The organism is Streptomyces sp. NPDC059696 (genome assembly GCF_042733745.1).
Classification (GTDB): domain Bacteria; phylum Actinomycetota; class Actinomycetes; order Streptomycetales; family Streptomycetaceae; genus Streptomyces.
In genome coordinates this window covers 155,389-179,749 of record NZ_JBHWFG010000006.1, presented here as the reverse complement: position 1 = coordinate 179,749, position 24,361 = coordinate 155,389, and the positions used below count along the sequence as shown (strand labels likewise).

17 protein-coding genes and 1 pseudogene are annotated in these 24,361 nt (G+C 71.2%); 8 read left to right on the top strand and 10 right to left on the bottom strand.

Annotated elements, in window-relative coordinates; all coding sequences use genetic code 11:
• Nucleotides 1-107: 107 nt before the first annotated feature.
• Together ACFV20_RS08860 and ACFV20_RS08855 are read right to left on the bottom strand one after the other, a co-directional pair.
• Nucleotides 108-1,010, bottom strand: a complete 903-nt coding sequence (locus ACFV20_RS08860; RefSeq protein WP_142164913.1) for a tRNA (adenine-N1)-methyltransferase — start codon at nucleotides 1,008-1,010, stop codon at nucleotides 108-110.
• Nucleotides 1,011-1,049: 39 nt separating this feature from the next.
• The gene (locus ACFV20_RS08855) at nucleotides 1,050-3,065 is read right to left on the bottom strand and encodes a site-2 protease family protein (protein ID WP_385654073.1); all 2,016 of its coding nucleotides are present in this window, start codon (nucleotides 3,063-3,065) and stop codon (nucleotides 1,050-1,052) included.
• Nucleotides 3,066-3,253: 188 nt separating this feature from the next.
• Between ACFV20_RS08855 and ACFV20_RS08850 the strand changes: the two are divergent.
• Nucleotides 3,254-4,334 (top strand): annotated as a pseudogene (locus tag ACFV20_RS08850) (RecB family exonuclease); the annotation flags it as partial.
• Nucleotides 4,335-4,351: 17 nt separating this feature from the next.
• Nucleotides 4,352-5,023: a response regulator transcription factor gene (locus tag ACFV20_RS08845; RefSeq protein WP_030606450.1), complete on the top strand. Its 672-nt coding sequence runs from the start codon at nucleotides 4,352-4,354 to the stop codon at nucleotides 5,021-5,023.
• A gap of 117 nt (nucleotides 5,024-5,140) precedes the next feature.
• On the opposite strand, the gene ACFV20_RS08840 is transcribed toward ACFV20_RS08845, so the two are convergent.
• The 4 genes from ACFV20_RS08840 to metH form a co-directional block, all read right to left on the bottom strand.
• On the bottom strand, nucleotides 5,141-6,727 hold the full coding sequence (locus ACFV20_RS08840; protein WP_385654072.1) for an ABC transporter substrate-binding protein: 1,587 nt from the start codon (nucleotides 6,725-6,727) through the stop codon (nucleotides 5,141-5,143).
• Nucleotides 6,728-6,836: 109 nt separating this feature from the next.
• Nucleotides 6,837-8,441 (bottom strand): ABC transporter substrate-binding protein, encoded by a 1,605-nt coding sequence (locus ACFV20_RS08835; protein ID WP_385654069.1) that lies wholly within the window; start codon nucleotides 8,439-8,441, stop codon nucleotides 6,837-6,839.
• Between the two features lie 409 nt (nucleotides 8,442-8,850).
• On the bottom strand, nucleotides 8,851-9,552 hold the full coding sequence (locus tag ACFV20_RS08830; RefSeq protein WP_385654066.1) for an HAD family hydrolase: 702 nt from the start codon (nucleotides 9,550-9,552) through the stop codon (nucleotides 8,851-8,853).
• A gap of 170 nt (nucleotides 9,553-9,722) precedes the next feature.
• Nucleotides 9,723-13,238, bottom strand: a complete 3,516-nt coding sequence (gene metH / locus ACFV20_RS08825) for a methionine synthase (RefSeq protein ID WP_385654064.1) — start codon at nucleotides 13,236-13,238, stop codon at nucleotides 9,723-9,725.
• A 519-nt stretch (nucleotides 13,239-13,757) separates the two neighbouring features.
• On the opposite strand from metH, the gene ACFV20_RS08820 reads away from it, so the two are divergent.
• The 6 genes from ACFV20_RS08820 to ACFV20_RS08795 all read left to right on the top strand — a co-directional run bounded on the left by ACFV20_RS08820 (nucleotide 13,758) and on the right by ACFV20_RS08795 (nucleotide 20,774).
• Nucleotides 13,758-14,531 carry an IclR family transcriptional regulator gene (locus ACFV20_RS08820; RefSeq protein ID WP_053673928.1) on the top strand — a complete coding sequence of 258 codons (774 nt, stop codon included), beginning with the start codon at nucleotides 13,758-13,760 and terminating at the stop codon, nucleotides 14,529-14,531.
• 262 nt (nucleotides 14,532-14,793) lie between these two features.
• On the top strand, nucleotides 14,794-15,585 hold the full coding sequence (locus ACFV20_RS08815; RefSeq protein ID WP_385654061.1) for an MIP/aquaporin family protein: 792 nt from the start codon (nucleotides 14,794-14,796) through the stop codon (nucleotides 15,583-15,585).
• An 84-nt stretch (nucleotides 15,586-15,669) separates the two neighbouring features.
• Complete coding sequence (glpK, locus tag ACFV20_RS08810; protein ID WP_385654058.1) at nucleotides 15,670-17,208, top strand: glycerol kinase GlpK; 1,539 nt, start codon at nucleotides 15,670-15,672, stop codon at nucleotides 17,206-17,208.
• Nucleotides 17,209-17,216: 8 nt separating this feature from the next.
• Nucleotides 17,217-18,833 carry an FAD-dependent oxidoreductase gene (locus ACFV20_RS08805; RefSeq protein WP_385654056.1) on the top strand — a complete coding sequence of 539 codons (1,617 nt, stop codon included), beginning with the start codon at nucleotides 17,217-17,219 and terminating at the stop codon, nucleotides 18,831-18,833.
• Between the two features lie 125 nt (nucleotides 18,834-18,958).
• A complete protein-coding gene (locus ACFV20_RS08800; RefSeq protein WP_385654055.1) occupies nucleotides 18,959-19,630 on the top strand; it encodes a FadR/GntR family transcriptional regulator in 672 nt (223 codons plus the stop codon).
• A 160-nt stretch (nucleotides 19,631-19,790) separates the two neighbouring features.
• Nucleotides 19,791-20,774: a PAC2 family protein gene (locus ACFV20_RS08795; protein WP_234849449.1), complete on the top strand. Its 984-nt coding sequence runs from the start codon at nucleotides 19,791-19,793 to the stop codon at nucleotides 20,772-20,774.
• 73 nt (nucleotides 20,775-20,847) lie between these two features.
• Here the strand turns inward: ACFV20_RS08795 and mshC are convergent, their stop codons facing one another.
• The 4 genes from mshC to ACFV20_RS08775 form a co-directional block, all read right to left on the bottom strand.
• On the bottom strand, nucleotides 20,848-22,077 hold the full coding sequence (mshC, locus tag ACFV20_RS08790) for a cysteine--1-D-myo-inosityl 2-amino-2-deoxy-alpha-D-glucopyranoside ligase (protein ID WP_385654052.1): 1,230 nt from the start codon (nucleotides 22,075-22,077) through the stop codon (nucleotides 20,848-20,850).
• A gap of 95 nt (nucleotides 22,078-22,172) precedes the next feature.
• The gene (locus tag ACFV20_RS08785; protein ID WP_385654049.1) at nucleotides 22,173-23,003 is read right to left on the bottom strand and encodes an SCO1664 family protein; all 831 of its coding nucleotides are present in this window, start codon (nucleotides 23,001-23,003) and stop codon (nucleotides 22,173-22,175) included.
• Entirely contained in the window at nucleotides 22,967-23,554 is a 588-nt protein-coding gene (locus tag ACFV20_RS08780; protein ID WP_033311881.1) for a DUF3090 domain-containing protein, read from the bottom strand. Before ACFV20_RS08780 ends, ACFV20_RS08785 begins: the two co-directional genes overlap by 37 nt.
• Nucleotides 23,555-23,632: 78 nt before the next feature.
• On the bottom strand, nucleotides 23,633-24,319 hold the full coding sequence (locus tag ACFV20_RS08775; RefSeq protein WP_385654048.1) for a histidine phosphatase family protein: 687 nt from the start codon (nucleotides 24,317-24,319) through the stop codon (nucleotides 23,633-23,635).
• Between the last annotated feature and the right edge of the window lie 42 nt (nucleotides 24,320-24,361).

Below are 24,361 nucleotides of genomic sequence, written 5' to 3'. Positions count from 1 at the left end.
GGGGTACCCCGGGGGGCCCAACCACAACGGCGCCGGGGCGTTGTCCGTTTTGCGCCCGGGCTCCCCCGGCCCCGCCGCCGGTGCGTTGGAGGCGGTGACGGGCCGCTTCAGCGAGCGGCGCCGCCGTCGGCGTTGGGACCCGCGTAGTCCTCGCCGTAGGCGCCCTTGGCGGGGCGGCGGCGGCGCATGGGCGGCTCGACGCCGTCCGCGAGGCGGCGGGCGGTGAGCAGGAAGCCGGTGTGGCCGATCATCCGGTGGTCCGGGCGGACGGCCAGGCCCTCGATGTGCCAGTTGCGGATCATCGACTCCCAGGCGCTCGGCTCGTTGAAGCAGCCGATCTCACGGATGGACTCGACGGTCCGGGCGAGCTGGGTGGTGGTCGCCACGTAGCAGCACAGGATGCCGCCGGGGACGAGCGCCTTGGAGACGGCCTCCAGGCACTCCCAGGGGGCGAGCATGTCGAGGATGACGCGGTCGACGTCGGCGTCGGACAGGTTGTCCTGGAGGTCGCCCACGGTGAGCTGCCAGGCGGGGTGCGGGCCGCCGAAGTAGCGCTCCACGTTCGCCTGCGCGATCTCGGCGAAGTCCGCCCGGCGCTCGTAGCTGTGCAGCATGCCCTGGTCGCCGATGGCCCGCAGCAGGAAGCTGCTCAGCGAGCCGGAGCCGACGCCCGCCTCCACGACGCGTGCGCCGGGGAAGATGTCGGCGAAGGCGAGGATCTGCCCCGCGTCCTTGGGGTAGACCACGGCGGCGCCGCGGGGCATGGACAGGACGTAGTCGGGGAGCAGGGGGCGCAGCGCGAGGTAGGCGACGTTCCCCGTGGTGCGGACAACGCTGCCCTCGGGAGCGCCGATCAGTTCGTCGTGCGGGAAGGAACCCTTGTGGGTGTGGAAGTTCTTCCCGGCCTCGAGCGTGAACGTGTAGTGGCGGCCCTTGGGGTCGGTCAGCTGAACCTGGTCCCCGACCTTGAAGGGCCCGCGCCTGCGGGCGGCACCGGTCGGTTCGGACATGTGACCAGCCTACCGGTCCCCGGGAGGGGCTCCGACCACTCAGCTGGGCCTCGCCATGGCCTTCACGAAGGCCCGTTCCACGTCGGCCGCCGACAGCACCCCGTAGATCTCGCCCGTCTCCTCCACGACCAGGTACTCGGTCGCGGGCGTCGCGCGCAGGGCGTCGAGGAGTTCCTCGCCCGACAGTTCCGCCGAGACGCGCATGCCGTCGGTGAGGTCCTGGGCGAGGCCGCTGACGGCCACCCAGGGGCGGCGGTGCTCGGGTACGCCGACGATGGCGGCCTCACGGACGAGGGAGAGGGGGTGGCCGTCGGCGTCGACGACGACCAGGGCGCGGGCGCCGGCGGCGTTGGCGCGGCGCAGGGCCTCCGAGAGGGGGGTGTCGGTCTCGACGGGCACGGCGCGGCGGGTGAGGGCGCGGGCCTGCAGTTCGGGGAGGTGCTCGCGCAGGCGGGCCATGCGCAGGCTGTTGCCGGCGCCGGTCCAGATGATCGCTGCGAGGATGGCGGCGAGCAGGGCGTCGAGGACGGTGTCCATGCCGACGTTGTCGACGGCGTCGGTGCCGAGCGCGCCGGACTGGGTGAGCAGCGGCAGTCCGATGAGGACGGAGACGGCGAGGGCGCGGCCGACCCAGGCGGCGGCGACGGTGCCCCTCATGGGCTTGCCGGTGATCTTCCAGACGACGGCGCGGAGCATGCGGCCGCCGTCGAGGGGGAGGCCGGGCAGGAGGTTGAACGCGGCCACGATGAGGTTGGAGATCATCAGGCCGGCGAGCAGGACGCCCGGGACGGTGCCGGGTTCCACGGCCAGCAGGGCGGCGTAGAAGACCCCGGCGAGGACGAGGGAGAGCAGGGGCCCGACGAAGGCCAGGACGAACTCGCGGCCGGGGGTCTCGGCCTCCTTCTCGATCTCGGAGACGCCGCCGAAGAACTGCAGCTGGATGCGGCGGACCGGGAGCTTGAAGCGGAGGGCGGCGACCGTGTGGGCCAGTTCGTGCACCAGGACGGAGGCGTAGAAGGCGACCGCGAAGAACAGGGAGACCAGGTAGCGGGCGGCGCCGAGTTCGGGCAGCACGCGCTCCAGCTGGCCGCCGAACACCCAGGTGATCAGCGCGGCGACGAGGAACCAGCTCGGTGCGACGTACACGGGCACCCCGAAGGGCCGCCCCATGAGCAGCCCGCCCCGGGGTTCGGGCCGCCGGGGGGCGGGGCCCTTCCCGTCGGCGGAGTGCGCGAGGGGGCGGTCGCCGTGGGGGCCGGAGTGGCCGGGGTCCGGTGCAGGGTGCTGGGCGGCCTGTCGGCCATCGGTGTCACCGGAGCCCACGCCCGGGTCCGGGGCGGCCTTGCGCAGCCGGTCCCCCTCGGACACACCGGCGGAACCCGCCGGGTCCGTCCCTCCGGCATAGGCACGGTCGGGGTGCGTGTCGCGCTCGGAGGAGGCGGGGGCTGGGGCGTTGTCACCCGACGCCCGGCCGTCCGGGCTCCGGGCGTCCAGAGTCCGGCCGTCCGCAGTCCGGGCGTCCGCGGTCCGGCCGCCCTGCGTCTCTCCATCCGCAGTCCGGGCGTCCGCAATCCTGCCGCCCTGCGTCTCCCCATCCGGCGTCCGGGCGTCCGCAGTCGGGGCGGCCTGAGTCCCGTCGTCCGGCGTCCGGGCGTCCGCAATCCGGCCGTCCGGCGTCTCTCCATCCGGCGTCCGAGCGTCCGCACTCCGGGCGGCCTGAGTCCCGTCGTCCGGCGTCCGGGCGTCCGCAGTCCGGCCGTCCGGTGTCTCGTCGTCCGGAGTCTGCGGGGCCGATGACGTGTCGGCTGCGGGGGCCGGGGCCGCTGTCGGGTCGTGCCGGGGAGCGGCCGGGGTGTCGGTTGCGGGCGCGGGGGGCGTCGGGTCCGGGTGCGGTTCCGGCGACGGGGTGGGCTGCTCGGGGGTGGAGCGGTGCTCGTCCGTGGGCCGCTCGCCGGCGGGGGTCGGGTCGGTGGCCCGGACCGGAGGCCCCGCGTGGTGCTCGGCCGGCTCGTCGTTGCCGGACCGCGGCCGCCCGCGCCCGCCGCTCTCGTCCACCGGTGTCCCCTCGATCGAAGCGTCTCCCGCGCCTGCCGGACGGGAGGGTCTCGAGTCGATGGTATGCGTCCGTCGCGGTGCGTTTCGCCCCGGCACCCCTGTGTTTCCCGTACGTCGACCTCCTCTCCCGGCTTCCCCCACGCAACGCGGCCGGGTCACTGTCAGTGGTGGGCCGTATGGTCTGAGGCATGGAGACGAGCACCGAGGGCGCGGCGCAGCCCGACAGCAGGCCGGCCGCGGCCGTGGATCCGCCGGCACCGGCGGGGCCCGCGCAGACGCCGGAGGGCACGGCGGCGGAGACACCGTCCGCGGGCGAGGCACAGTCCGTGGCGGAGGCGGCGGCCGAGACCGCCGCCGTGAGCGAGCTGGTGACCGGGTCCGCAGCCGTACCGCCCGCCTCGCTGTCCCCCTCCCGCGCCGGCGACTTCATGCAGTGCCCGCTGCTCTACCGCTTCCGGGTGATCGACCGGCTGCCGGAGAAGCCGAGCGAGGCCGCGACCAGGGGCACGCTGGTGCACGCGGTCCTGGAGCGGCTCTTCGACGCCCCGGCCGCCGAGCGCACGGCTCCGCGGGCGAAGTCCCTGATCCCCGGCCAGTGGGACCGGCTGCGCGAGACCCGGCCCGAGGTCGGGGAGTTGTTCGCCGACGACCCCGAGGGCGAGCGGCTGGCGCGCTGGCTGGGCGAGGCGGAGCAGCTCGTCGAGCGCTGGTTCACCCTGGAGGACCCCAGCCGTCTGGAGCCGGCCGAGCGGGAGCTCTTCGTGGAGGCCGAGCTGGAATCGGGGCTGCGGTTGCGCGGCATCATCGACCGGGTCGACGTGGCCCCCACGGGCGAGGTGCGGATCGTCGACTACAAGACGGGGAAGGCACCCAGGCCGGAGTATTCCGAGAGCGCCCTGTTCCAGATGAAGTTCTACGCCCTGGTGGTGTGGCGGCTGAAGAACGTGGTGCCCCGGCGCCTGCAGCTGGTCTATCTGGGCAGCGGCCAGGTGCTGACGTACGACCCGGTCCTCGCCGACCTGGAGCGGGTCGAGCGCAAGCTGCTGGCGCTGTGGGAGGCGATCCGGCTCGCCACCGAGACGGGCGACTGGCGTCCCCGCCCCACGAAGTTGTGCGGCTGGTGCGACCACCAGGCGCACTGCCCGGAGTTCGGGGGCACTCCCCCGCCGTATCCGCTGCCGGTGCGCGCGTCGGGGCTCGCGGCGCGGTCCGTCGCCGGTGAGGGCGGCTGAGTCCGGCGGGCCCGCGCAGGGCAGAATGGGGCCGGACGAGCGAAGGAGACTTACGTGGCCATCCGCGTCCTACTGGTCGACGACCAGCCGCTGCTCCGTACCGGCTTCCGGATGATCCTGGAGGCCGAGCAGGACCTGGCGGTCGTCGGGGAGGCCGGTGACGGACTGCAGGCACTCGACCAGGTGCGTGCGCTACAGCCCGATGTGGTTCTGATGGACATCCGCATGCCGCGGATGGACGGTGTGGAGGCGACCCGGCAGATCACCGGGCCCGGGCGGGACGGCCCGGCGAAGGTGCTGGTGCTGACCACCTTCGACCTCGACGAGTACGTGGTGGAGGCGCTGCGCGCCGGTGCCAGCGGGTTCCTGCTGAAGGACGCTCCCGCCAACGAGTTGGTGCAGGCGATCCGGGTCGTCGCGGCGGGCGAGGCGATGCTCGCGCCGAGCATCACCCGCCGGCTGCTCGACAAGTACGCCACGCATCTGCCGTCGGGTGACGAGCCGGTGCCGGACACCCTGCACACGCTCACCGACCGCGAGGTCGAGGTGCTGAAGCTGGTCGCGCGCGGCTTGTCCAACGCGGAGATCGCCGCCGACCTGTTCGTCAGCGAGACCACCGTGAAGACGCACGTCGGGCATGTGCTGACGAAGCTGGGTCTGCGCGACCGTGTGCAGGCGGCGGTGTACGCGTACGAGAGCGGGCTGGTGCGTCCCGGCGCGCAGTGACGGCCGCGAGCCGGCGAGCGAGCCAGGACGCGAGCCGGGACGCGAGCCGGGACGCGAGCCGATACGCGAGAGGGCGCCCCCCGCCGAGCGGGGGGCGCCCTTCTGTGTGCCGGTGTGTCAGGCGTCGTCCTTGCTGAGCTCCCAGAAGCGGAACACCGTGGAGGCGTCCAGGCAGTACTCCAGGCCGTAGACGCCGTCGCGGACGACCGCGTACTGCTTGGCCTGCCACACCGGCAGGACGGGCAGTTCGTCGGCGACGATGTCCTGCAGCTCGCCGAACTCCTTGTCCGTGGAGGCACGGTTGGTCGTGGCGGCGGTGCGCGGGATGAGCGAGCCGGTGATCGTGCTGTTGTCGTAGTTGTTGCTCAGCACGTTGCCCTTGCCGAAGAAGGGGGCCGTGAAGTTGTCGGCGTCCGGGTAGTCCGGCACCCAGCCCTTCACGTAGACGCCGTACTTGCCGGCGGCGATGTCCTTCTCGTACTGGCCGAAGGGCACGGACTTGATGCTCGCGTCGAACAGGCCGCTGGCGTTGAGCTGGCCGGCGATGGCGTTCAGCTCCTGGTCGGTGGCGGGACCGTAGCGGGACGGGGTCGACCAGAGGGTGAGCTTCACCTTGCCGGTGATGTTGTCCGCACGCAGCGCGGCCTGGGCCTTGGCCCGGGAGGGGCGGGCGCCGTAGGTGTCGAAGAAGGCCGTGTTGTGGCCCGCGATACCGGCCGGGATGATCGAGTACAGCGGGGTGGCGGTGCCCTGGTAGACGTCCTTGATGAGGGCTTCGCGGTCGAGCAGATGGGCGATGGCCTTGCGCACGCCGAGCTTTCCGGCGACCGGGTCGTCCATGTTGAACACCAGGTGCTGGACCTCGGCGCTGCTGCCCTCGACGACCTCCGTGCCGGTGCCGTCGTCGGCCTTCTCCATGTCGGCGACGTCGCCCGCGGTGAGACCGCGGTAGGCGATGTCGACTTCCTCGTTCTGGATGGCCTGCTTCAGGGCGGTCTGGTCGCCGTCGAAGAACTTCAGCGTCACGCCGGTGTTCTTCACCTTGGCGGTGCCCTGGTAGTTCTCGTTGACGGAGAAGACGGCCTGGTCGTCGTCGAACGAGTCGAGCTTGTACGGGCCGGAGCCGACGGCCTGGCCGTCCTTGCGGAGCTTGCCCGCGTCGTACTCGTTGTGGTCGACGATCGAGCCGGCGCCAGAGGCGATCTTGCTCGGGAAGGTGGCGTCGGCCGTGTTCAGCTGGAAGACGACCGTCTTCTCGTCCGGGGTCTCGACCTTGTCGAGCGTGGGGAACATGATCGCGGGCCCGTCGGGGTCGTTGATCTTCAGCATGCGGTCGAAGGAGAACTTCACGTCCTCCGAGGTGAGCGCGTCACCGTTGCTGAACTTGAGGCCGTCCTTCAGCGTGCACTTGTAGACGCGGGTCTGCGTGTCGCTGAAGGCGCAGGCCTCGGCGGCCTCCGGCTGGGGTTCCGTGGCGCCCTTGGGGAAGCTCAGCAGGGACTGGAAGACGTTGTTGAACAACAGCCAGGAGCCGGGGTCGTAGCCGGAGGCCGGGTCCGTGGCCAGGACGTCGTCGGACATCCCCACCACCACGTTGGAGCCGTCCCCCGCGGAGTCTCCGCTCTCCGTGCCACAGCCGGTCAGCAGTCCGGAGGCGAGGCCCGCCACGATGGGCAGGACCGGCCACTGGTTGCGTATCTTCACGTGTGTGCCTTGTCGTCGGTTCTCGAGAACTCCCGGAGCACATGTCCTGGCTCCGGGGCACGGTTCCCCGAGGGCCGCGGTCACAGGCCCCGGGGATCCAGCGGGTGCGTCAGCCGCTCACGCCCCGCCCGAGCTCCCACAGCTGGAGCGTCGAGGCGGAGTTGAGCGCGTACGCGGTACCCGTGACGTCGTCGCGGGCGGCGACGTACTGCTTGCCCTGCCACAGCGGCAGCACCGGCACGTCGCCGGCGACGATGTCCTGAATGTCCGTCAGGCTGGAGGAGGCGGACAGCCGGTCCGCCTCGCGGCGGGACTCCGGGATCAGGGTGTTCCGGATCCGGCTGTTGTCGTACGGCGAGCCGAGGGTGTTGTCGGCATCGAGGAACGGCGCGAGGAAGTTGTCGGCGTCCGGGAAGTCCGGGAACCAGCCCATGCCGTAGACGTCGTACTCGCCCTTCTTCTCGGCCGGGCGGAACGTGTCCCAGGGAGTGCCCTTGATGCCGACCTCGAACAGGCCGCTGGAGTTCAGCTGGTCGCGCAGGACCTCGAACTCCTTCTTGGTGGCCGGGCCGTAGTGGTCGGTGGTGTAGTGCAGCGTCAGCTTCACCGGGGTGGTGATGTTCGCCCCGTTGAGCAGGGCGCGGGCCTTGGTGACGTTCGGCTCGCCGTACTTGTTGAAGAACGAGTTGGAGTGGCCGGTGACGCTGGCCGGGACCAGCGAGTAGAGCGGTTCGGCCTGGGAGCCGTAGACCTTGGAGACCAGGGCGCTGCGGTTGACGACCTGGGCCATCGCCTGGCGTACGGCCTTGGACTTCACCGTCGGGGCGTCGGTGTTGAAGCCCAGGTAGCGGATCTCCAGGCCGGGCATCTCGACGAGGTCGATGTCGGTGTCGGCGTCGCCCGAGAGCTTGCGGATCTGATCCGGCGACATGGCCCGGGTCATCAGGTCGATGTCGCCCTTGTCGAGCGCCTCGCCCATGGCGCCCGCGTCCTTGAAGGACACCATGTCGACCTTGTCGTTGTTCACCTCGAGGGTGCCCTTGTAGTCCGGGTTCTTGGTGAACTCGGCCTTGGTGAGCTCGCCGTTCTCGACGTCGGCCTTGAGGGTGTACGGGCCGGAGCCCTCCAGGTCGAAGCCGTCGCGCAGCTTGTTCTTCGGGTAGGCCTCGGGGTCGACGATGCCGGCGACGGGGGTCGACAGCTTGTACGGGAAGGTCGCGTCGGCCGTCTTGAGGTGGAAGATGACCTCGCGGTCGCCCTGGGTCTCGACGGTGTCGATGGTGGACAGCAGCGCGAAGACCCCGCTGTCGGCCTTGAGGGAGCGGGCGCGGTCGATGGAGTACTTCACGTCGGCCGCGGTGACAGCGTTGCCGTTCGAGAACTTCAGGCCGTCGCGCAGGGTGCAGGCGTAGCGCTCGTTGCCGGTGTCGGTGAAGCCGCACCGCTCGGCGGCCTCCGGTACCGGCTCGCCCTCGCCGCGCGGCTGGATCATCAGGGTCTGCACGGTCTGGCGCAGGATGTTCCAGGTGCCGACGTCGTAGGCGTACGCCGGGTCGAGGGGTGCGGGGGCTTCCTTCGAAGCGGTGAACCGGTCCGTGGTGCCGACGACGATCGCGTCGCTGTCCCCGCTCCCGCTGTCGGTCCCGCCGCAGGCGGCGAGCACCGGCGCGAGCAGGCCGATCACGGCCGGCAGCACCAAAGTCTTGCGGTTCATGCTCGAGTTTCTCCAGAGCTGTCGACTCCGTGTACCCGGCATGCAGGGGTGGCGCAGCGGATCACGGGGGTGGGGCGAGGTTCTCGCGACGAGATTAGTCCGGCCCGGCAGGAGGGTTCGCAGCCACCGGAGTTGAGCACCCCTCACGCTGCGGAACCGGGCGCGGACAGACCGAAAACCCGACAGCGGAAGCTTTGGTGCACCGTTCCATCAATCGGGACACAAGGGCACGCCTACGACCCCCCGGGAGGGGGGTGCAGCACATGCCGGATCGGCTGTCGAGTCCGGGCCGCGTGGGGAACGTCACACGCGTAAACCGGTTCCGGGGTACGGGAATTCGATCGCCGGGAGGAGATCGAATTCATCTTCGGAATTGCCGTGCTAAGGCCGCTGCACGCTGGGTGAACGTCTAGCGCATTTCCGTCATCAAGCCGTGCAGAAATGCCAGGTCGACCTCTTCGAGGGAGGTGACGACCGTGCGGCGCAGGGCCGGGGCGATGGGGGCCACGGAGGGCACGGCCACCACATGGCAGCCGGCGGCCTCGGCGGCGGCGACGCCGGTCGCGGTGTCCTCGATGACCGCGCACCGGGCCGGGTCGGCGCCGAGTCCGGCGGCGGCGGCCAGGTACGGGTCGGGGTGGGGCTTGGTGCGCGGCACCTCGTCCCCGGCCACGGTCAGGCCGAAGTGGTGGGCGCCGAGGGAGGTGAGCACCCGGTCGATGATGCGCCGGTGGGACGCGGAGACGAGGGCGGTGGGGATCTCGTACTCGTACAGCTCCGCGAGCAGCCGCCCGGCGCCCGGCATCAGCGGCAGGGCGCGGCCGATGCGGTCCTCGAAGCCGTCGTTCAGGAGCACGGTGAGCTCGTCGAGGGTGATGTCGGCGCCGGTGGCCTCGATGAGGAACCCGGCGCTGCGGGTCATCGGCCCGCCCACGACGACGTGCCGCCAGGACTCGTCGAGGGTGTGGCCGAGGGAGGCGAAGACCTCGACCTCGACGTCCCACCAGAAGCCCTCGGTGTCCACCAGGGTGCCGTCCATGTCGAGGAGCACGGCCTGCAGGGCCGACCCTTCGGCCGACCGGGTACCGAGCGCGGGGACCGTACTGGTCATCCACCTACCTCCTTGAGGGACGATCAGGCCGGCTCCCCCCACGGGGAGCCGGCCTGCAGTGGACCGACCAGTCTACGTCGTCCGTGAGCGATGTGCCTCGTTTAGCAGCTGTGCCCCGGGGCACACCGTGGATACGCCGGGGGTGGCTGTGACGTGCGCGGGAGAGGCCGTCAGCGGGCGTTGAAGTACTTCGCCTCCGGGTGGTGGATGACGATGGCGTCCGTGGACTGCTCGGGATGCAGCTGGAACTCCTCGGACAGCTGGACGCCGATGCGCTCCGGCTCCAGCAGGTCGGCGATCTTCGCCCGGTCCTCCAGGTTCGGGCAGGCCCCGTAGCCGAGCGAGAAGCGGGCGCCCCGGTACTTCAGCTCGAACATGCCCTGCATCTCGTCCGGGTCCTCACCCGCGAAGCCGAGCTCGGAGCGCACGCGTGCGTGCCAGTACTCGGCGAGCGCCTCGGCCAGTTGCACGGACAGCCCGTGCAGCTCCAGGTAGTCCCGGTAGGCGTTGGCCTCGAAGAGCCGCGCGGTCTCCTCGCCGATGCGGGAGCCGACCGTGACGACCTGGAGGCCGACGACGTCGGTCTCGCCGGACTCCTCCGGGCGGAAGTAGTCGGCCAGGCACAGGCGGCGGCCGCGGCGCTGGCGCGGGAAGGTGAAGCGGGTGCGCTCGTTGCCCTGCTCGTCCAGGATGATCAGGTCGTCGTCCTTGGAGACGCACGGGAAGTAGCCGTAGACCACGGCCGCTTCCAGCAGGTTCTCCGTCTGGAGCCGGTCCAGCAGGCCGCGCAGCCGGGGCCGTCCCTCGCTCTCGACGAGCTCCTCGTAGGTGGGGCCCTCGCCGGTGCGGGCCTGCTTCAGGCCCCACTGGCCCTTGAAGAGGGCGCCCTCGTCGAGCCAGCTCGCGTACTCCTTGAGCTGGATGCCCTTGATGACGCGGGTGCCGCGGAAGGGCGGCTCGGGGACGGGGTTGTCGGTGGCGACGTCGGAGCGGACGTGCCCCTCCTCGGGGCGCTCCTCCACGGCTGCCGGGGCGGTGGCCCGGACGCGGCGCTGCTTCAGCTCGGGCAGCTTGGCGCCGGGCACGCCCCGCTTGACGCCGATCAGAGCGTCCATCAGCCGCAGGCCCTCGAAGGCGTCGCGGGCGTAGCGGACCTCGCCCTCGTAGATCTCGTGCAGGTCCTGCTCGACGTAGGCCCGGGTCAGGGCGGCGCCGCCGAGGATGACCGGGAAGTTCGCGGCGAGGCCGCGCTGGTTCAGCTCCTCCAGGTTCTCCTTCATGATCACCGTGGACTTGACCAGGAGTCCGGACATGCCGATGACGTCGGCCCGGTGCTCCTCGGCGGCGTCCAGGATCGCGGAGACCGGCTGCTTGATGCCCAGGTTGACGACGTTGTAGCCGTTGTTGGACAGGATGATGTCGACGAGGTTCTTGCCGATGTCGTGCACGTCGCCGCGGACGGTGGCGAGCACGATGGTGCCCTTGCCGGCCTCGTCGGACTTCTCCATGTGCGGTTCGAGGTGGGCGACGGCCGACTTCATGACCTCGGCGGACTGCAGGACGAACGGCAGCTGCATCTGGCCGGAGCCGAACAGTTCGCCGACGACCTTCATGCCGTCCAGCAGGGTCTCGTTGACGATGTCCAGGGCGGGCCGCTCCTGGAGTGCCTCGTCCAGGTCCGCTTCGAGGCCGTTCTTCTCGCCGTCGATGATGCGGCGCTTGAGCCGCTCGTCCAGCGGCAGGGCGGCCAGTTCCTCGGCCTTGCCGGCCTTGAGGGACTTGGCGGTGGCGCCCTCGAAGAGCTGCATGAGCTTCTGCAGCGGGTCGTAGCCCTCGGCGCGGCGGTCGTGGATGAGGTCCAGGGCCGTGCGCACCTCCTCCTCGCTGAAGCGGGCGATGGGGAGGATCTTCGAGGCGTGCACGATGGCCGAGTCCAGGCCCGCCTTGACGCACTCGTCGAGGAAGACGGAGTTCAGCAGGATGCGGGCGGCCGGGTTGAGGCCGAAGGAGATGTTGGACAGGCCGAGCGTGGTCTGCACCTTCGGGTGGCGCCGCTTCAGCTCGCGGATGCCCTCGATGGTGGCGATGCCGTCCTTGCGGGACTCCTCCTGGCCGGTGCAGATGGTGAAGGTCAGACAGTCGACGAGGATGTCCTCCTCGTGGATGCCCCAGTTGCCGGTCAGGTCGGCGATGAGGCGTTCGGCGATCTCGACCTTCTTCTCGGCGGTGCGGGCCTGGCCCTCCTCGTCGATGGTCAGCGCGATCAGGGCCGCGCCGTGCTCCTTGGCGAGCGCCGTGACCTTGGCGAAGCGGGACTCGGGGCCGTCGCCGTCCTCGTAGTTGACCGAGTTGATCACCGCACGGCCGCCGAGCTTCTCCAGACCGGCCTGGATGACGTCGACCTCGGTGGAGTCCAGCACGATCGGCAGGGTGGAGGCGGTGGCGAAGCGGCCGGCGAGTTCCTCCATGTCGGCGACGCCGTCGCGGCCGACGTAGTCCACGCACAGGTCGAGCATGTGCGCGCCCTCGCGGATCTGGTCGCGGGCCATCTCCACGCAGTCGTCCCAGCGGCCCTCCAGCATGGCCTCGCGGAACTTCTTCGAGCCGTTGGCGTTGGTGCGCTCGCCGATGGCCAGGTAGGAGGTGTCCTGCCGGAACGGCACGGACTGGTAGAGGGAGGCCGCGCCCGGCTCGGGCTGCGGGCTGCGCTCGGTGGGCGCCACGTCCCGGACGCGTTCGACGAGCCGGCGCAGGTGCTCGGGGGTGGTGCCGCAGCAGCCGCCGACGAGGGAGAGGCCGTAGTCCTGGACGAAGGTCTGCTGGGCGTCGGCGAGGCCCTCGGGGTCGAGCGGGAAGTGCGCGCCGTCCTTGGTGAGGATCGGCAGGCCGGCGTTCGGCATGCACAGCAGGGGGATGCGCGAGTGGCGCGTCAGGTAGCGCAGGTGCTCGCTCATCTCGGCCGGGCCGGTGGAGCAGTTCAGGCCGATCATGTCGATGCCGAGGGGCTCCAGCGCGGTCAGTGCCGCGCCGATCTCGGAGCCGAGCAGCATGGTGCCGGTGGTCTCGAAGGCCATCGAGCACAGCAGCGGCACCTCGACGCCGGTGGCCTCCATGGCGCGGCGGGCGCCCAGGACGGAGGCTTTCGTCTGGAGCAGGTCCTGGGTGGTCTCCACGAGCAGGGCGTCCGCGCCGCCCGCGAGCAGGCCCTCGGCGTTGGCCTGGTAGCCGTCGCGGATCGTGGCGTAGGTGACGTGGCCGAGCGTGGGCAGCTTCGTGCCGGGGCCGACCGAGCCGAGCACCCAGCGCTGGCGGCCGTCCCGGGCCGCGTACTCGTCGGCCACCTCGCGGGCGATCCGGGCGCCCGTCTCGGACAGCTCGTGCACGCGGTCGGAGATCTCGTACTCGGCGGCGGCGGTGTGGTTGGCGCCGAAGGTGTTGGTCTCCACGCAGTCCACACCGGCGTCGAAGTACTCGGCGTGGACCGAACGGACGATGTCCGGACGCGTCACGTTGAGGATCTCGTTGCAGCCTTCGAGGTTCTCGAAGTCCTCGAGGGTGGGGTCCTGCGCCTGGAGCATGGTGCCCATGGCTCCGTCGGCCACGACCACTCGGGTGGCCAGGGCTTCTCGGAGCGCGGACACACGGGCCCGGCTGTCTGCGGAAGGGGTCGGCGGCAACGCGGCCATTTATGAGGCTCCCTCGGATGCGACGGCTGTCGGCTTTGCGGCTTCCCGGGCACCACGAGGCATCCCGGGGAAGGGCGCACCGCGCCAGCGTAACCGGGAGTGGGCTTGGATGGGCAGCGCGTCCACGGGGCGGACTCCGGTGGCGCCCGGAACGGCCCCACGGCGCCGTTCCGGCCATCGTCCGTACGGCCCGGCGGCGGCTTGCCGGCCACCGTGTGCCGTCATCATGGGCCGACCGTGTGGCGTCATCATGGGCCGACCACGTGCCGTCACCGTGTGCCGTCACCGCCCGCGCGGCCCGGCCGCGCGGTACCGGGCACCGCCGGGGCGCGGCACGACGGCACGCGGCGTGTCGGTCGCCGTGGCCGCGGAGCATGGCGGCGTGTCGGCCATCGCGACGCAACAAATGGCGACCTGCCATTAGCGAGAGGTCGTCATCGACCGGTAGTGTTCGACATTGCCGAACGAGGGCTGTGGTGACCCCTGTCGGCGGTCGAAGGGGACGGAGGCAGTACGGCGATGGCACGGAACATCCAGTCGCTCGAGCGGGCGGCCGCGATGCTGCGGCTGCTGGCGGGCGGCGAGCGGCGGCTCGGCCTGTCCGACATCGCCTCGTCGCTGGGCCTGGCCAAGGGCACCGCCCACGGCATCCTGCGCACTCTTCAGCAGGAGGGCTTCGTCGAGCAGGACGACGCCTCCGGGCGCTACCAGCTGGGCGCCGAGCTGCTGCGCCTGGGCACCACCTACCTCGACGTGCACGAGCTGCGGGCGCGCGCCCTGGTGTGGGCCGACGACCTGGCCCGTTCCAGCGGGGAGAGCGTCTACCTGGGCGTCCTGCACCAGCAGGGCGTGCTGATCGTGCACCACGTCTTCCGGCCCGACGACAGCCGGCAGGTGCTGGAGATCGGGGCCATGCAGCCGCTGCACTCCACGGCCCTGGGCAAGGTGCTGTCCGCCTACGATCCGGTGGCGCACAGCGAGGCCCTGGAGGCCGACCGCAAGGCGTTCACCGACCGGACCGTGTGCGAGCCGGAGGGCTTCGAGCACATCCTCGACGTCACGCGCGCGCGGGGGTACGCGGCGGACGTGGAGGAGACCTGGGAGGGCGTGGCCTCCATCGCCGCCCCCATCCACGACCGGCGGCGGATGCCGGTCGGCTCGGTGGGCATCACGGGCGCCGTGGAGCGCCTGTGCCGGCCCGACGACGAGGCGGCGCTGCGGCCGGAGCTCATCGCGGCGGTACGGGACTGCGCCCGCGCGGTCTCGCGAGACCTGGGCGCCGGGCGGTTCTGAGGGCACACGAGCGGACCGGGACGCCGTACGGCGTTCCGGTCCTCGGCATGTCCGCGCTCACCTGCGGCAAAGATCACTGAGCCCGGCGCGATCAGTAACGATCAGATTTTCGAGTCCACAGCTCTTGACGTGCTTGTAACGCCGAAGCAAGACTCCCGTCCATCGGTCGACATTGTCGAACAGCTACCGGCAATACGCGCTAGAGTGTGACAACGCCAGGCCGGTATCGAACTTCCCTGGACGTAGGACAAAGGAGTCGCGGGTGTCCAGCTCCGACATCTTCATCGGCGAGACCATCGGTACCGCCATACTCATCCTCCTCGGCGGCGGCGTCTGTGCCGCCGTCACGCTGAAGGCCTCCAAGGCCCGCAACGCCGGCTGGCTCGCCATCACCTTCGGGTGGGGCTTCGCGGTGCTCACGGCCGTCTACACCTCGGCGCCGCTCTCCGGTGCCCATCTGAACCCGGCCGTCACCCTCGCTCTCGCGATCAAGGACGGCGACTGGAAGAACGTTCCGGTCTACTGGGCCGGACAGGTCCTCGGCGCCATGATCGGCGCCGCCCTGGTCTGGATCGCCTACTACGGTCAGTTCCACGCCCACCTCACCGACCGCGAGATAGTCGGCGGGCCGGGCGCGCAGGACACGGCCAAGGCCGTCGAGGCCCGGGAGAAGGGCGCCGGTCCCGTGCTGGGCGTCTTCTCCACCGGCCCCGAGGTGCGGGTCGCCTGGCAGAACATCGCCACCGAGGTCATCGGCACCATCGTGCTGGTGCTCGCGGTGCTCACCCAGGGCCTGAACGACAAGGGCAACGGCCTGGGCAACCTGGGCGCCCTGATCACCGCGCTCGTCGTGGTCTCCATCGGCCTCTCCCTCGGCGGCCCCACGGGGTACGCGATCAACCCGGCCCGTGACCTCGGTCCGCGCATCGTGCACGCCCTGCTCCCCCTGCCCAACAAGGGCGGCTCCGACTGGGGCTACGCCTGGGTCCCCGTGGTGGGTCCGCTGATCGGCGGCGCCATCGCGGCGGGCATCTACAACGTCGCATTCGCCTAGGAGACCGATCCTCTCCCTTGAGCGAAACTTCCAGCACGCGCCGTACGTAAAGCCCTTTAAACCCGGAATGACCAGGAGCACACAGTGACCGACGCGCACACCGCCGGCCCCTTCATCGCCGCCATCGACCAGGGCACCACCTCCAGCCGCTGCATCGTCTTCGACCGGGACGGCCGGATCGTCTCCGTCGACCAGAAGGAGCACGAGCAGATCTTCCCGAAGCCGGGCTGGGTCGAGCACAACGCCACCGAGATCTGGACGAACGTCCAGGAGGTCGTCGCCGGAGCCATCGACAAGGCCGGCATCACCCGCGACGACATCAAGGCCATCGGCATCACCAACCAGCGCGAGACGACCGTGCTGTGGGACAAGAACACCGGTGAGCCCGTCCACAACGCCATCGTCTGGCAGGACACCCGCACCGACGCCCTCTGCCGCGAGCTCGGCCGCAACGTCGGCCAGGACCGCTTCCGCCGCGAGACGGGCCTCCCCCTCGCCTCCTACTTCGCCGGCCCCAAGGCCCGCTGGCTGCTCGACAACGTCGACGGCCTGAAGGAGCGCGCCGAGGCGGGCGACATCCTCTTCGGCACCATGGACACCTGGGTCATCTGGAACCTGACCGGTGGTGCCGACGGCGGCAAGCACGTCACCGACGTCACCAACGCCTCGCGCACCATGCTCATGAACCTGCACACCATGCAGTGGGACGAGAAAATCTGCGAGTCCATCGGCGTCCCGCAGCAGATCCTGCCCGAGATCCGCTCCTCCGCGGAGGTCTACGGCGAGATCACCGGCGGAAAGCTGGGCGACCTGCTCGGCGGCATCCCGGTCGCCTCCGCGCTCGGCGACCAGCAGGCGGCCCTGTTCGGCCAGACCTGCTTCGCCGAGGGCGAGACCAAGTCGACCTACGGCACCGGCACCTTCATGGTGATGAACACCGGTGACAAGATCATCAACTCCTACAGCGGCCTGCTGACCACGGTCGGCTACAAGATCGGCGACCAGAAGACGGTCTACGCCCTGGAGGGCTCGATCGCCGTCACCGGTTCGCTGGTGCAGTGGATGCGCGACCAGATGGGCCTGATCTCCACCGCCGCCGAGATCGAGACCCTCGCCCTGTCGGTCGAGGACAACGGCGGCGCCTACTTCGTCCCGGCCTTCTCCGGTCTGTTCGCCCCGTACTGGCGCTCCGACGCCCGCGGCGTGATCGCCGGTCTGACCCGGTACGTCACCAAGGCGCACCTCGCGCGCGCCGTCCTGGAGGCCACCGCCTGGCAGACGCGGGAGATCGCCGACGCCATGACGAAGGACTCCGGCGTGGAGCTGACCGCCCTCAAGGTCGACGGCGGCATGACCTCCAACAACCTGCTGATGCAGACCCTCGCCGACTTCGTGGACGCCCCCGTGGTGCGCCCGATGGTCGCCGAGACCACCTGCCTCGGCGCCGCCTACGCCGCCGGCCTCGCCGTCGGCTTCTGGAACAGCACCGACGACCTGCGCGCCAACTGGCGCCGGGCCGCCGAGTGGACCCCCCGCATGGACGCGGAGACCCGCGCCCGTGAGTACAAGAACTGGCTCAAGGCCGTCGAGCGGACCATGGGCTGGCTCGAGGACGAGGAGTAAGAAACAGCATGACCACCAAGTCCACCCTGCAGTCCGTGCCTGCCCTGGGGACGCACCCGGCCTCCTGCTCGAACCCGAGCCGGGCCGAGACCAGGGAGCAGCTTTCCAAGGCGTCGTACGACCTTCTCGTGATCGGCGGCGGCATCCTGGGCATCTCCACCGCCTGGCACGCCGCGCAGTCCGGCCTCAGGGTGGCTCTGGTGGACGCCGGCGACTTCGCCGGCGCCACGTCCTCCGCCTCCTCCAAGCTCCTCCACGGCGGTCTGCGCTACCTACAGACCGGTGCGGTGAAGCTGGTGGCGGAGAACCACTTCGAGCGCCGTGCGGTCTCCCGTCAGGTGGCCCCCCACCTGGCGAACCCGCTCACGTTCTACCTCCCCGTGTACAAGGGCGGGCCGCACGGCGCGGCGAAGCTCGGCGCGGGCGTCTTCGCCTACTCCGCGCTCTCCGCGTTCGGTGACGGCGTCGGCCACCTCCTGTCCCCCGCCAAGGCGGCGCAGGACGTGCCCGAGCTGCGCACCGAGAACCTCAAGGCCGTGGCCGTCTACGGCGACGACCAGATGAACGACGCCCGCATGGCGCTGATGACGGTCCGCGGGGCCGTCGAGGCGGGCGCCGTCGTCCTCAACCACGCCGAGGTGACGGGCCTGCGCTTCACGCAGGGCCGGGTCACGGGCGCGGAGCTGAAGGACCGCCTGTCCGGCGACGAGTTCGGCGTCAGCGCCCGGCTCGTGCTGAACGCGACCGGCCCGTGGGTCGACCACCTGCGCAAGATGGAGGACCCGAACGCGGCGCCGTCCATCCGCCTGTCGAAGGGCGCGCACCTGGTCCTCAAGCGCACCTCCCCCTGGAAGGCCGCGCTCGCGACCCCGATCGACAAGTACCGCATCACCTTCGCCCTCCCCTGGGAGGACATGCTGCTGCTCGGCACCACCGACGAGGAGTTCGAGGGCGACCCGGCGGACGTCTCCGTCACGGAGAAGGACATAGCCCAGATCCTCGACGAGGCCGCCTTCTCCGTCCGCGACCAGCAGCTGAACCGCGACCTCATCACCTACTCCTTCGCCGGGCTGCGGGTGCTGCCGGGCGGCCCCGGCGACACCTCCAAGGCCAAGCGCGAGACGGTGGTGACCGAGGGCCGGGGCGGCATGCTGTCCGTCGCGGGCGGCAAGTGGACCACGTTCCGCCACATCGGCCGGACGATCATGAAGAAGCTGGAGTCGCTGCCGGGCCACCCGCTGGGCGACGACTTCGAGCCGATCAGCGCGCTGCCGAAGAAGCTGCCCCTGCCCGGCATCGCCAACCCGCGCGCGGTCGCCCACCGGCTGCTCACCGACCGGCCGGCGCCCGGCCCGCGCATGGCGGCGGACACGGCCAGGCACCTGGCCACCCACTACGGTTCGCTGGCCTTCGACATCGCCCGCCTGGCCAACGAGAGCCCCGAACTCGCCGAGCGCGTCCACCCCGACGCCCCGGAGATCTGGGCGCAGGTCGTCTGGGCCCGGGACCACGAGTGGGCCGAGACGCAGGACGACGTGCTGCGCCGCCGCACGACGCTGACGATCCGCGGCCTCGCCACGGACGACGTCCGCGCCAAGGTGCAGGACCTGCTCGACAAGAAGTAGGCCCGGGCACCGGGGACCCCATCCCGGCAGGGGCGGCTCCACGCCGACGGAGCCGCCCCTGCCGCGTTCCCGCGCCCGCATAATGACCTGATACGTCGGAGGTCTTGAGGCACAGGGAGGCCCCCATGGCAGTCACCGACGAGGCGATCGAGAAGATCAAGGGGATGATCGTCTCCGGCGCGCTGCGCCCGGGCGACCGGCTGCCCAAGGAGAGCGAACTCGCCGCCGGCCTCGGGTTGTCGCGCAACTCCCTGCGGGAGGCGGTGCGCGCCCTGTCGCTGATCCGGATCCTCGACGTACGGCAGGGCGACGGCACGTACGTCACCAGCCTCGACCCGCAACTCCTGCTGGAGGCGATGAGCTTCGTCGTCGACTTCCATCGTGACGACACCGTCCTGGAGTTCCTGGCCGTACGCCGCATCCTGGAACCGGCGGCGACCGCCATGGCCGCGCTGCGCATCGGCGAGCAGCAACTGGACGCGCTCGGCGCCCAGCTGGACCGGCTCGGCGACAGCCCGTCCGTGGAGGAGCTGGTCGCCTGCGACCTGGAGTTCCACCGGGGCATCGTGCGCAGTGCGGGCAACTCCGTGCTGTGCTCGCTGCTCGACGGCATCGCGGGCCCCACGACCCGGGCCCGGATCTGGCGCGGCCTCACCCAGGAGGACGCCGTCGCCCGCACCCTGCGCGAGCACCGCGCGATCCTCGCCGCGCTGCGCGACCGGGACGCCGAGGCGGCGCGCTCCTGGGCGACCGTCCACATCGCGAGTGTGGAGCAGTGGCTGCGCTCCTCGCTGTGACCGGGGCCCCGCCGGGACCGCTCGGACCCGTCCGGGGTGTTCGGGGACGGATCGCGGGGCAGTGATGGGGTCACTCCCCCTGCAAGGGGGCTGCGGGCGCCCCCGCGGCACGCCGTAAGGTTGGGTGGTCAAGCGAGGGCACGTCGGAAGGAGGCGCTGGGTGATCGAGCTCGAGGGGGTTCCCGAGCTGGTCGACCCGGTCATGGTGGCCGCGTTCGAGGGCTGGAACGATGCCGGCGACGCCGCCTCCACCGCGGTCGCGCATCTGGACAGGGAATGGAAGGGCGAGGTGTTCGCGGCGCTGGACGCCGAGGACTACTACGACTTCCAGGTCAACCGCCCCACGGTGTTCATGGAAGCGGGCGTCCGCAAGATCACCTGGCCCACGACCAGGCTGTCGGTGGTCCGGGTCGGCGGGGAGAAGCCGCGCGACCTCGTCCTCGTGCGGGGCATCGAACCGTCCATGCGCTGGCGCTCGTTCTGCAACGAACTGCTGGGCTTCGCGCACGAACTGGGCGTGGAACTGGTGGTCGTCCTGGGCGCCCTGCTCGGTGACACCCCGCACACCCGTCCGGTTCCGATCAGCGGCACGACGTCCGACCCGGACCTGGCCCGCCGCATGGACCTGGAGGAGACCAAGTACGAGGGCCCCACGGGCATCGTCGGCGTCCTCCAGGAGGCCTGCACGCACGCGGGCGTCCCGGCCGTCTCGCTGTGGGCGGCGGTGCCGCACTACGTGTCGCAACCGCCGAACCCGAAGGCCACGATGGCCCTGCTGAACCGCCTGGAGGACCTGATCGACGTGCGCATCCCGCTGGGCGAGCTGCCCGAGGACGCGCGCGCCTGGCAGGTCGGCGTGGATCAGCTGGCCGCCGAGGACAGCGAGGTCGCCGAGTACGTCCAGTCGCTGGAGGAGGCCCGGGACACCGCCGAGCTGCCGGAGGCGTCCGGGGAGGCCATCGCCCGGGAGTTCGAGCGCTATCTGCGGCGCCACGACGGCGGCGGCCCGCCCGCGCCCGGCGGTCACGCCACGGCCGACGGCAGCGACAGCACGTCGTACCTGCGGGACAACCCCAGCGGCCGCACCCGCCCGCCGAAGCCCCCGAAGCCGGGCACGGACGACGACGAGTCGTCGGAGGACTGAGGCCACCGCACCCACACGCATCGAGGGGCGTCTCCCGGCCGGGAGACGCCCCTCGGCGTACTTCTCGCCGTGGTTACAGCGCCACGCCCAGCAGCGCGTCCACGGCCCGGGAGACGACCCCGGGTGCGCCGATGTCCGTGCCGCCGCTCCGCTCCTGGAGCTCCACCCAGCGGTCGACCGCGGCGAGCGCGGCGGGGGCGTCCAGGTCGTTCGCGAGGGCCTCGCGGATCTCGTCGACGAGCGCCTCCGCCGGCGGCCCGTCGGGCCGGGACACCGCGGCCCGCCAGCGGCCGAGCCGCGCGACGGCGTCCTGCAGGGCCTGGTCGGTGTACTCCCAGTCGGCGCGGTAGTGGTGGGCGAGCAGCGTGAGCCGGATGGCGGCCGGGTCGACGCCGTCGTGCCGGAGCTTGGAGACGAACACCAGGTTGCCCTTGGACTTGGACATCTTCTCGCCGTCCAGGGCGACCATCCCGGCGTGCACGTACGCCTTGGCCATGGGGAACTCGCCGGTGAGGGCCTGGGCGTGCGAGGCGCCCATCTCGTGGTGCGGGAAGGCGAGATCGGAGCCGCCGCCCTGGATGTCGAAGCCCATGCCCAGGTGGTCGAGGGCGATGGCCACGCACTCGATGTGCCAGCCGGGGCGGCCGCGGCCGAGCGAGCCGCCGTCCCAGCTGGGTTCGCCCTCGCGGGCCGCCATCCACAGCATCGGGTCGAGCGGGTTCTTCTTGCCGGGGCGGTCCGGGTCGCCGCCGCGCTCGGCGGACAGCAGCCGCATCGCCGCGGCGTCGAGGTTCGAGACCTTGCCGAAGTGCGGGTCGGCCTCGACGGAGAAGTAGACGTCCCCCTCCAGTTCGTAGGCCGCGCCGGCGTCCCGGAGCCGCTCGACGAGCGGGACGATCCCGGGTATGGCCTCGACGGCGCCTATGTACTGGCGCGGCGGGAGCATCCGCAGGGCCGTCATGTCCTCGCGGAAGAGGGCCGTCTCCTTCTCGGCGAGCGCGACCCAGTCGACGCCGTCACGCTGCGCCCGCTCCAGGAGCGGATCGTCGACGTCGGTGACGTTCTGGACGTAGTGAACCTGCCGCTTGGTGTCGAGCCACACGCGCTGCACGAGGTCGAACGCGTTGTAGGTCGCCGCGTGACCCAGGTGTGTGGCGTCGTAGGGGGTGATGCCACAGACGTAGATACGGGCGACGGGACCGGGGTCGAGGGTGACGAGGCCGCCGGTCGCGGTGTCGTGGATCCTCAGGTCGCGGCCCTGACCAGGCAGGGCGGGGACCTCGGAAGCGGGCCAGGCATGCATGCCATGAGCCTAACCGGACTGGAGTTTCATCTACGAATGGGAGCGGGCCACACGGCCGAGAAGGCGCTCTTGCGGTGTTCCAGGTGTCTGTGCTGCTACACGGGTGGCCAGGGAATCGCAGGCCATTCCCCGCTCGGCTCCGGGTGGGTCCCCGTGGCGAGCAGGGCGCCGACCCGCGCGCGGGTGGCGTCGATCTCGGCGCCGGTGATCAGCGGTTCGAGCCGCGCGGCGAGCGCCCCGCCCTCGGCGAGGTCCTTCCTGAGGCTCTCCAGCACGTCGGTCGCCTCCTGGGTGAGGGGCTCCCCCGCCCAGCCCCACAGCAGGGTCCGCAGCTTGTTCTCGGCGTTGAACGTGACCCCGTGGTCGATGCCGTACAGCCGCCCGTCACCGGTGGGCAGCAGGTGCCCGCCCTTGCGGTCGGCGTTGTTGATGACGGCGTCGAGGACCGCGAGCCGCCGCAGCCGCTCGTCGTCGGCGTGCACGAGCAGCGCGGTGCGTCCCTCGCCGACCTCGGCGAAGCCGATCGCCTTCCAGCCCGGCTCCGGTTCCTCGCCGTCGACCAGGGCGAGCAGTTCCGCCTCGGGGGTCACCTCGACCCACAGCTGGCACATGCCCTCGCCGTAGGGGCCGTCGCGCAGCACGGTGGGCGGCACCAGGCCCCAGCCGGTCGCCTCGGAGACCGCGTACGCGGCGACCTCGCGCTGGGCCAGCGTCCCGTCGGGGAAGTCCCACAGGGGCCGCTCCCCCGCCACCGGCTTGTAGACGCAGGCCGCGTCCTCGCCGTCGTACGACACGGTGCAGTACAGGGCCGCGTTGGAGGCCTCACGGATGCGTCCGCGTACGGTCAGTTCGCCCCGGGCGAGCAGCTCGGCGGCGTTCGCGGGTGGCGTCACGCTCCGCGGCGGTATCCGTTCTGGCGCGGACATACGTGTCCTTCCGGGTCGAGCGGGAGGCTGCACAGCGGGCACGGCGGCCGTCCGGCGTTGACGACGTCGAGGGCGCGCTTGGCGAAGGCCCTGGCCTGCGCGCCGGTGAGCCGGACCCGCAGCATCGGCGGACCGTTCTCCTCGTCCTGGAGCAGGCGCTCCTCGGCCTCGGCGAGGTCCTCCTCGGATTCCGCGTCGAGCTCCACGAGCGCCTGCGCCTCGACGATCATGAGCTGCTCGTCGCCGTCCCAGGCCAGCGCCATGGTGCCGACCCGGAACTCCTCCTCGATGGGGGTGTCCAGCGGGGCGGTGTCGGTGTCCGAGGGCGCGACCGCGGGGACGTGGGCGCTGCCGCCGCTACGGCGTACGACCTCGTCGAGCAGTTCGTCCATGCGCTCGGCGAGGGCGGCGACCTGGGTCTTCTCCAGAGCCACGCTGGTCACCCGGGAGCCGGCGGAGGCCTGGAGGAAGAACGAACGGCGCCCGGGCAGTCCGACCGTGCCGGCCACGAAACGCTCCGGATGGTCGTAGAGGAACACCTGACGGGACACGTCCTGTCTCCATTGGGATCGTGGGAACCGTGTGACCACGGCACTGCTGCGACCGCTTCACCCTACTGCGGCGAACGATCACGGTGCGCCCGCACCACCCCCGACTTCGGCCTCGCCGCCCGGCGTCTCCTCGCGCGGCACGAGGGACGCGAAGTCACCGGTGTCGCCGAGTCGCACGAGAAACGGCCGCAGCCGGGTGTAGCGGATCGCGGTGATGGAACACGGTTCCACAGAGATCCGCTGGAAGAGGTCGAGGTGAAGTCCGAGGGCGTCCGCGACGAGCGACTTGATGATGTCGCCGTGCGAGCACATCAGGTAGACGGCGTCGGCGCCGTGGTCGCGCTCCACGCGCGCGTTCCATTCGCGTACGGCCTCGGCGGCGCGGGTCTGCATGGAGCGCATCGACTCGCCCCCGGGGAACGTCGCGGCGGAGGGGTGCGCCTGCACCACCTCCATCAGGGGTTCGTCCGTGAGCTCGGCGAGTTTGCGTCCGGACCAGTCGCCGTAGTGGCACTCGCCGATGCGTTCGTCGGTGTGCGGGTTCAGGTGGGGCCGGGCCTCCAGCAGCGGCCGGACGGTCTCCTGACAGCGCTGGAGCGGGCTGGTGACGATTTCGGCGAGGGGCAGTTCGGCCAGCCGCCCGGGGAGCGCGGCGGCCTGTGCGGCGCCGCGCTCGTCGAGGGCGACGCCGGGCGTCCAGCCGGCGAGGAGTCCCTCGGTGTTGGCGGTGGAGCGTCCGTGCCTGACCAGGATCAGCGTGGGCATGCGGTCCAGCGTAGGCGCACGCGCGCGTGCGGTGTCGTTCGA

Coding starts and splice junctions, on each gene's coding strand:
- ACFV20_RS08860 (WP_142164913.1), bottom strand. CDS start 1,010: ATGTCCGAACCGACCGGTGCCGCCCGCAGGCGCGGGCCCTTCAAGGTC.
- ACFV20_RS08835 (WP_385654069.1), bottom strand. CDS start 8,441: ATGAACCGCAAGACTTTGGTGCTGCCGGCCGTGATCGGCCTGCTCGCG.
- ACFV20_RS08830 (WP_385654066.1), bottom strand. CDS start 9,552: ATGACCAGTACGGTCCCCGCGCTCGGTACCCGGTCGGCCGAAGGGTCG.
- metH (WP_385654064.1), bottom strand. CDS start 13,238: ATGGCCGCGTTGCCGCCGACCCCTTCCGCAGACAGCCGGGCCCGTGTG.
- ACFV20_RS08820 (WP_053673928.1), top strand. CDS start 13,758: ATGGCACGGAACATCCAGTCGCTCGAGCGGGCGGCCGCGATGCTGCGG.
- ACFV20_RS08805 (WP_385654056.1), top strand. CDS start 17,217: ATGACCACCAAGTCCACCCTGCAGTCCGTGCCTGCCCTGGGGACGCAC.
- ACFV20_RS08800 (WP_385654055.1), top strand. CDS start 18,959: ATGGCAGTCACCGACGAGGCGATCGAGAAGATCAAGGGGATGATCGTC.
- mshC (WP_385654052.1), bottom strand. CDS start 22,077: ATGCATGCCTGGCCCGCTTCCGAGGTCCCCGCCCTGCCTGGTCAGGGC.
- ACFV20_RS08785 (WP_385654049.1), bottom strand. CDS start 23,003: ATGTCCGCGCCAGAACGGATACCGCCGCGGAGCGTGACGCCACCCGCG.
- ACFV20_RS08775 (WP_385654048.1), bottom strand. CDS start 24,319: ATGCCCACGCTGATCCTGGTCAGGCACGGACGCTCCACCGCCAACACC.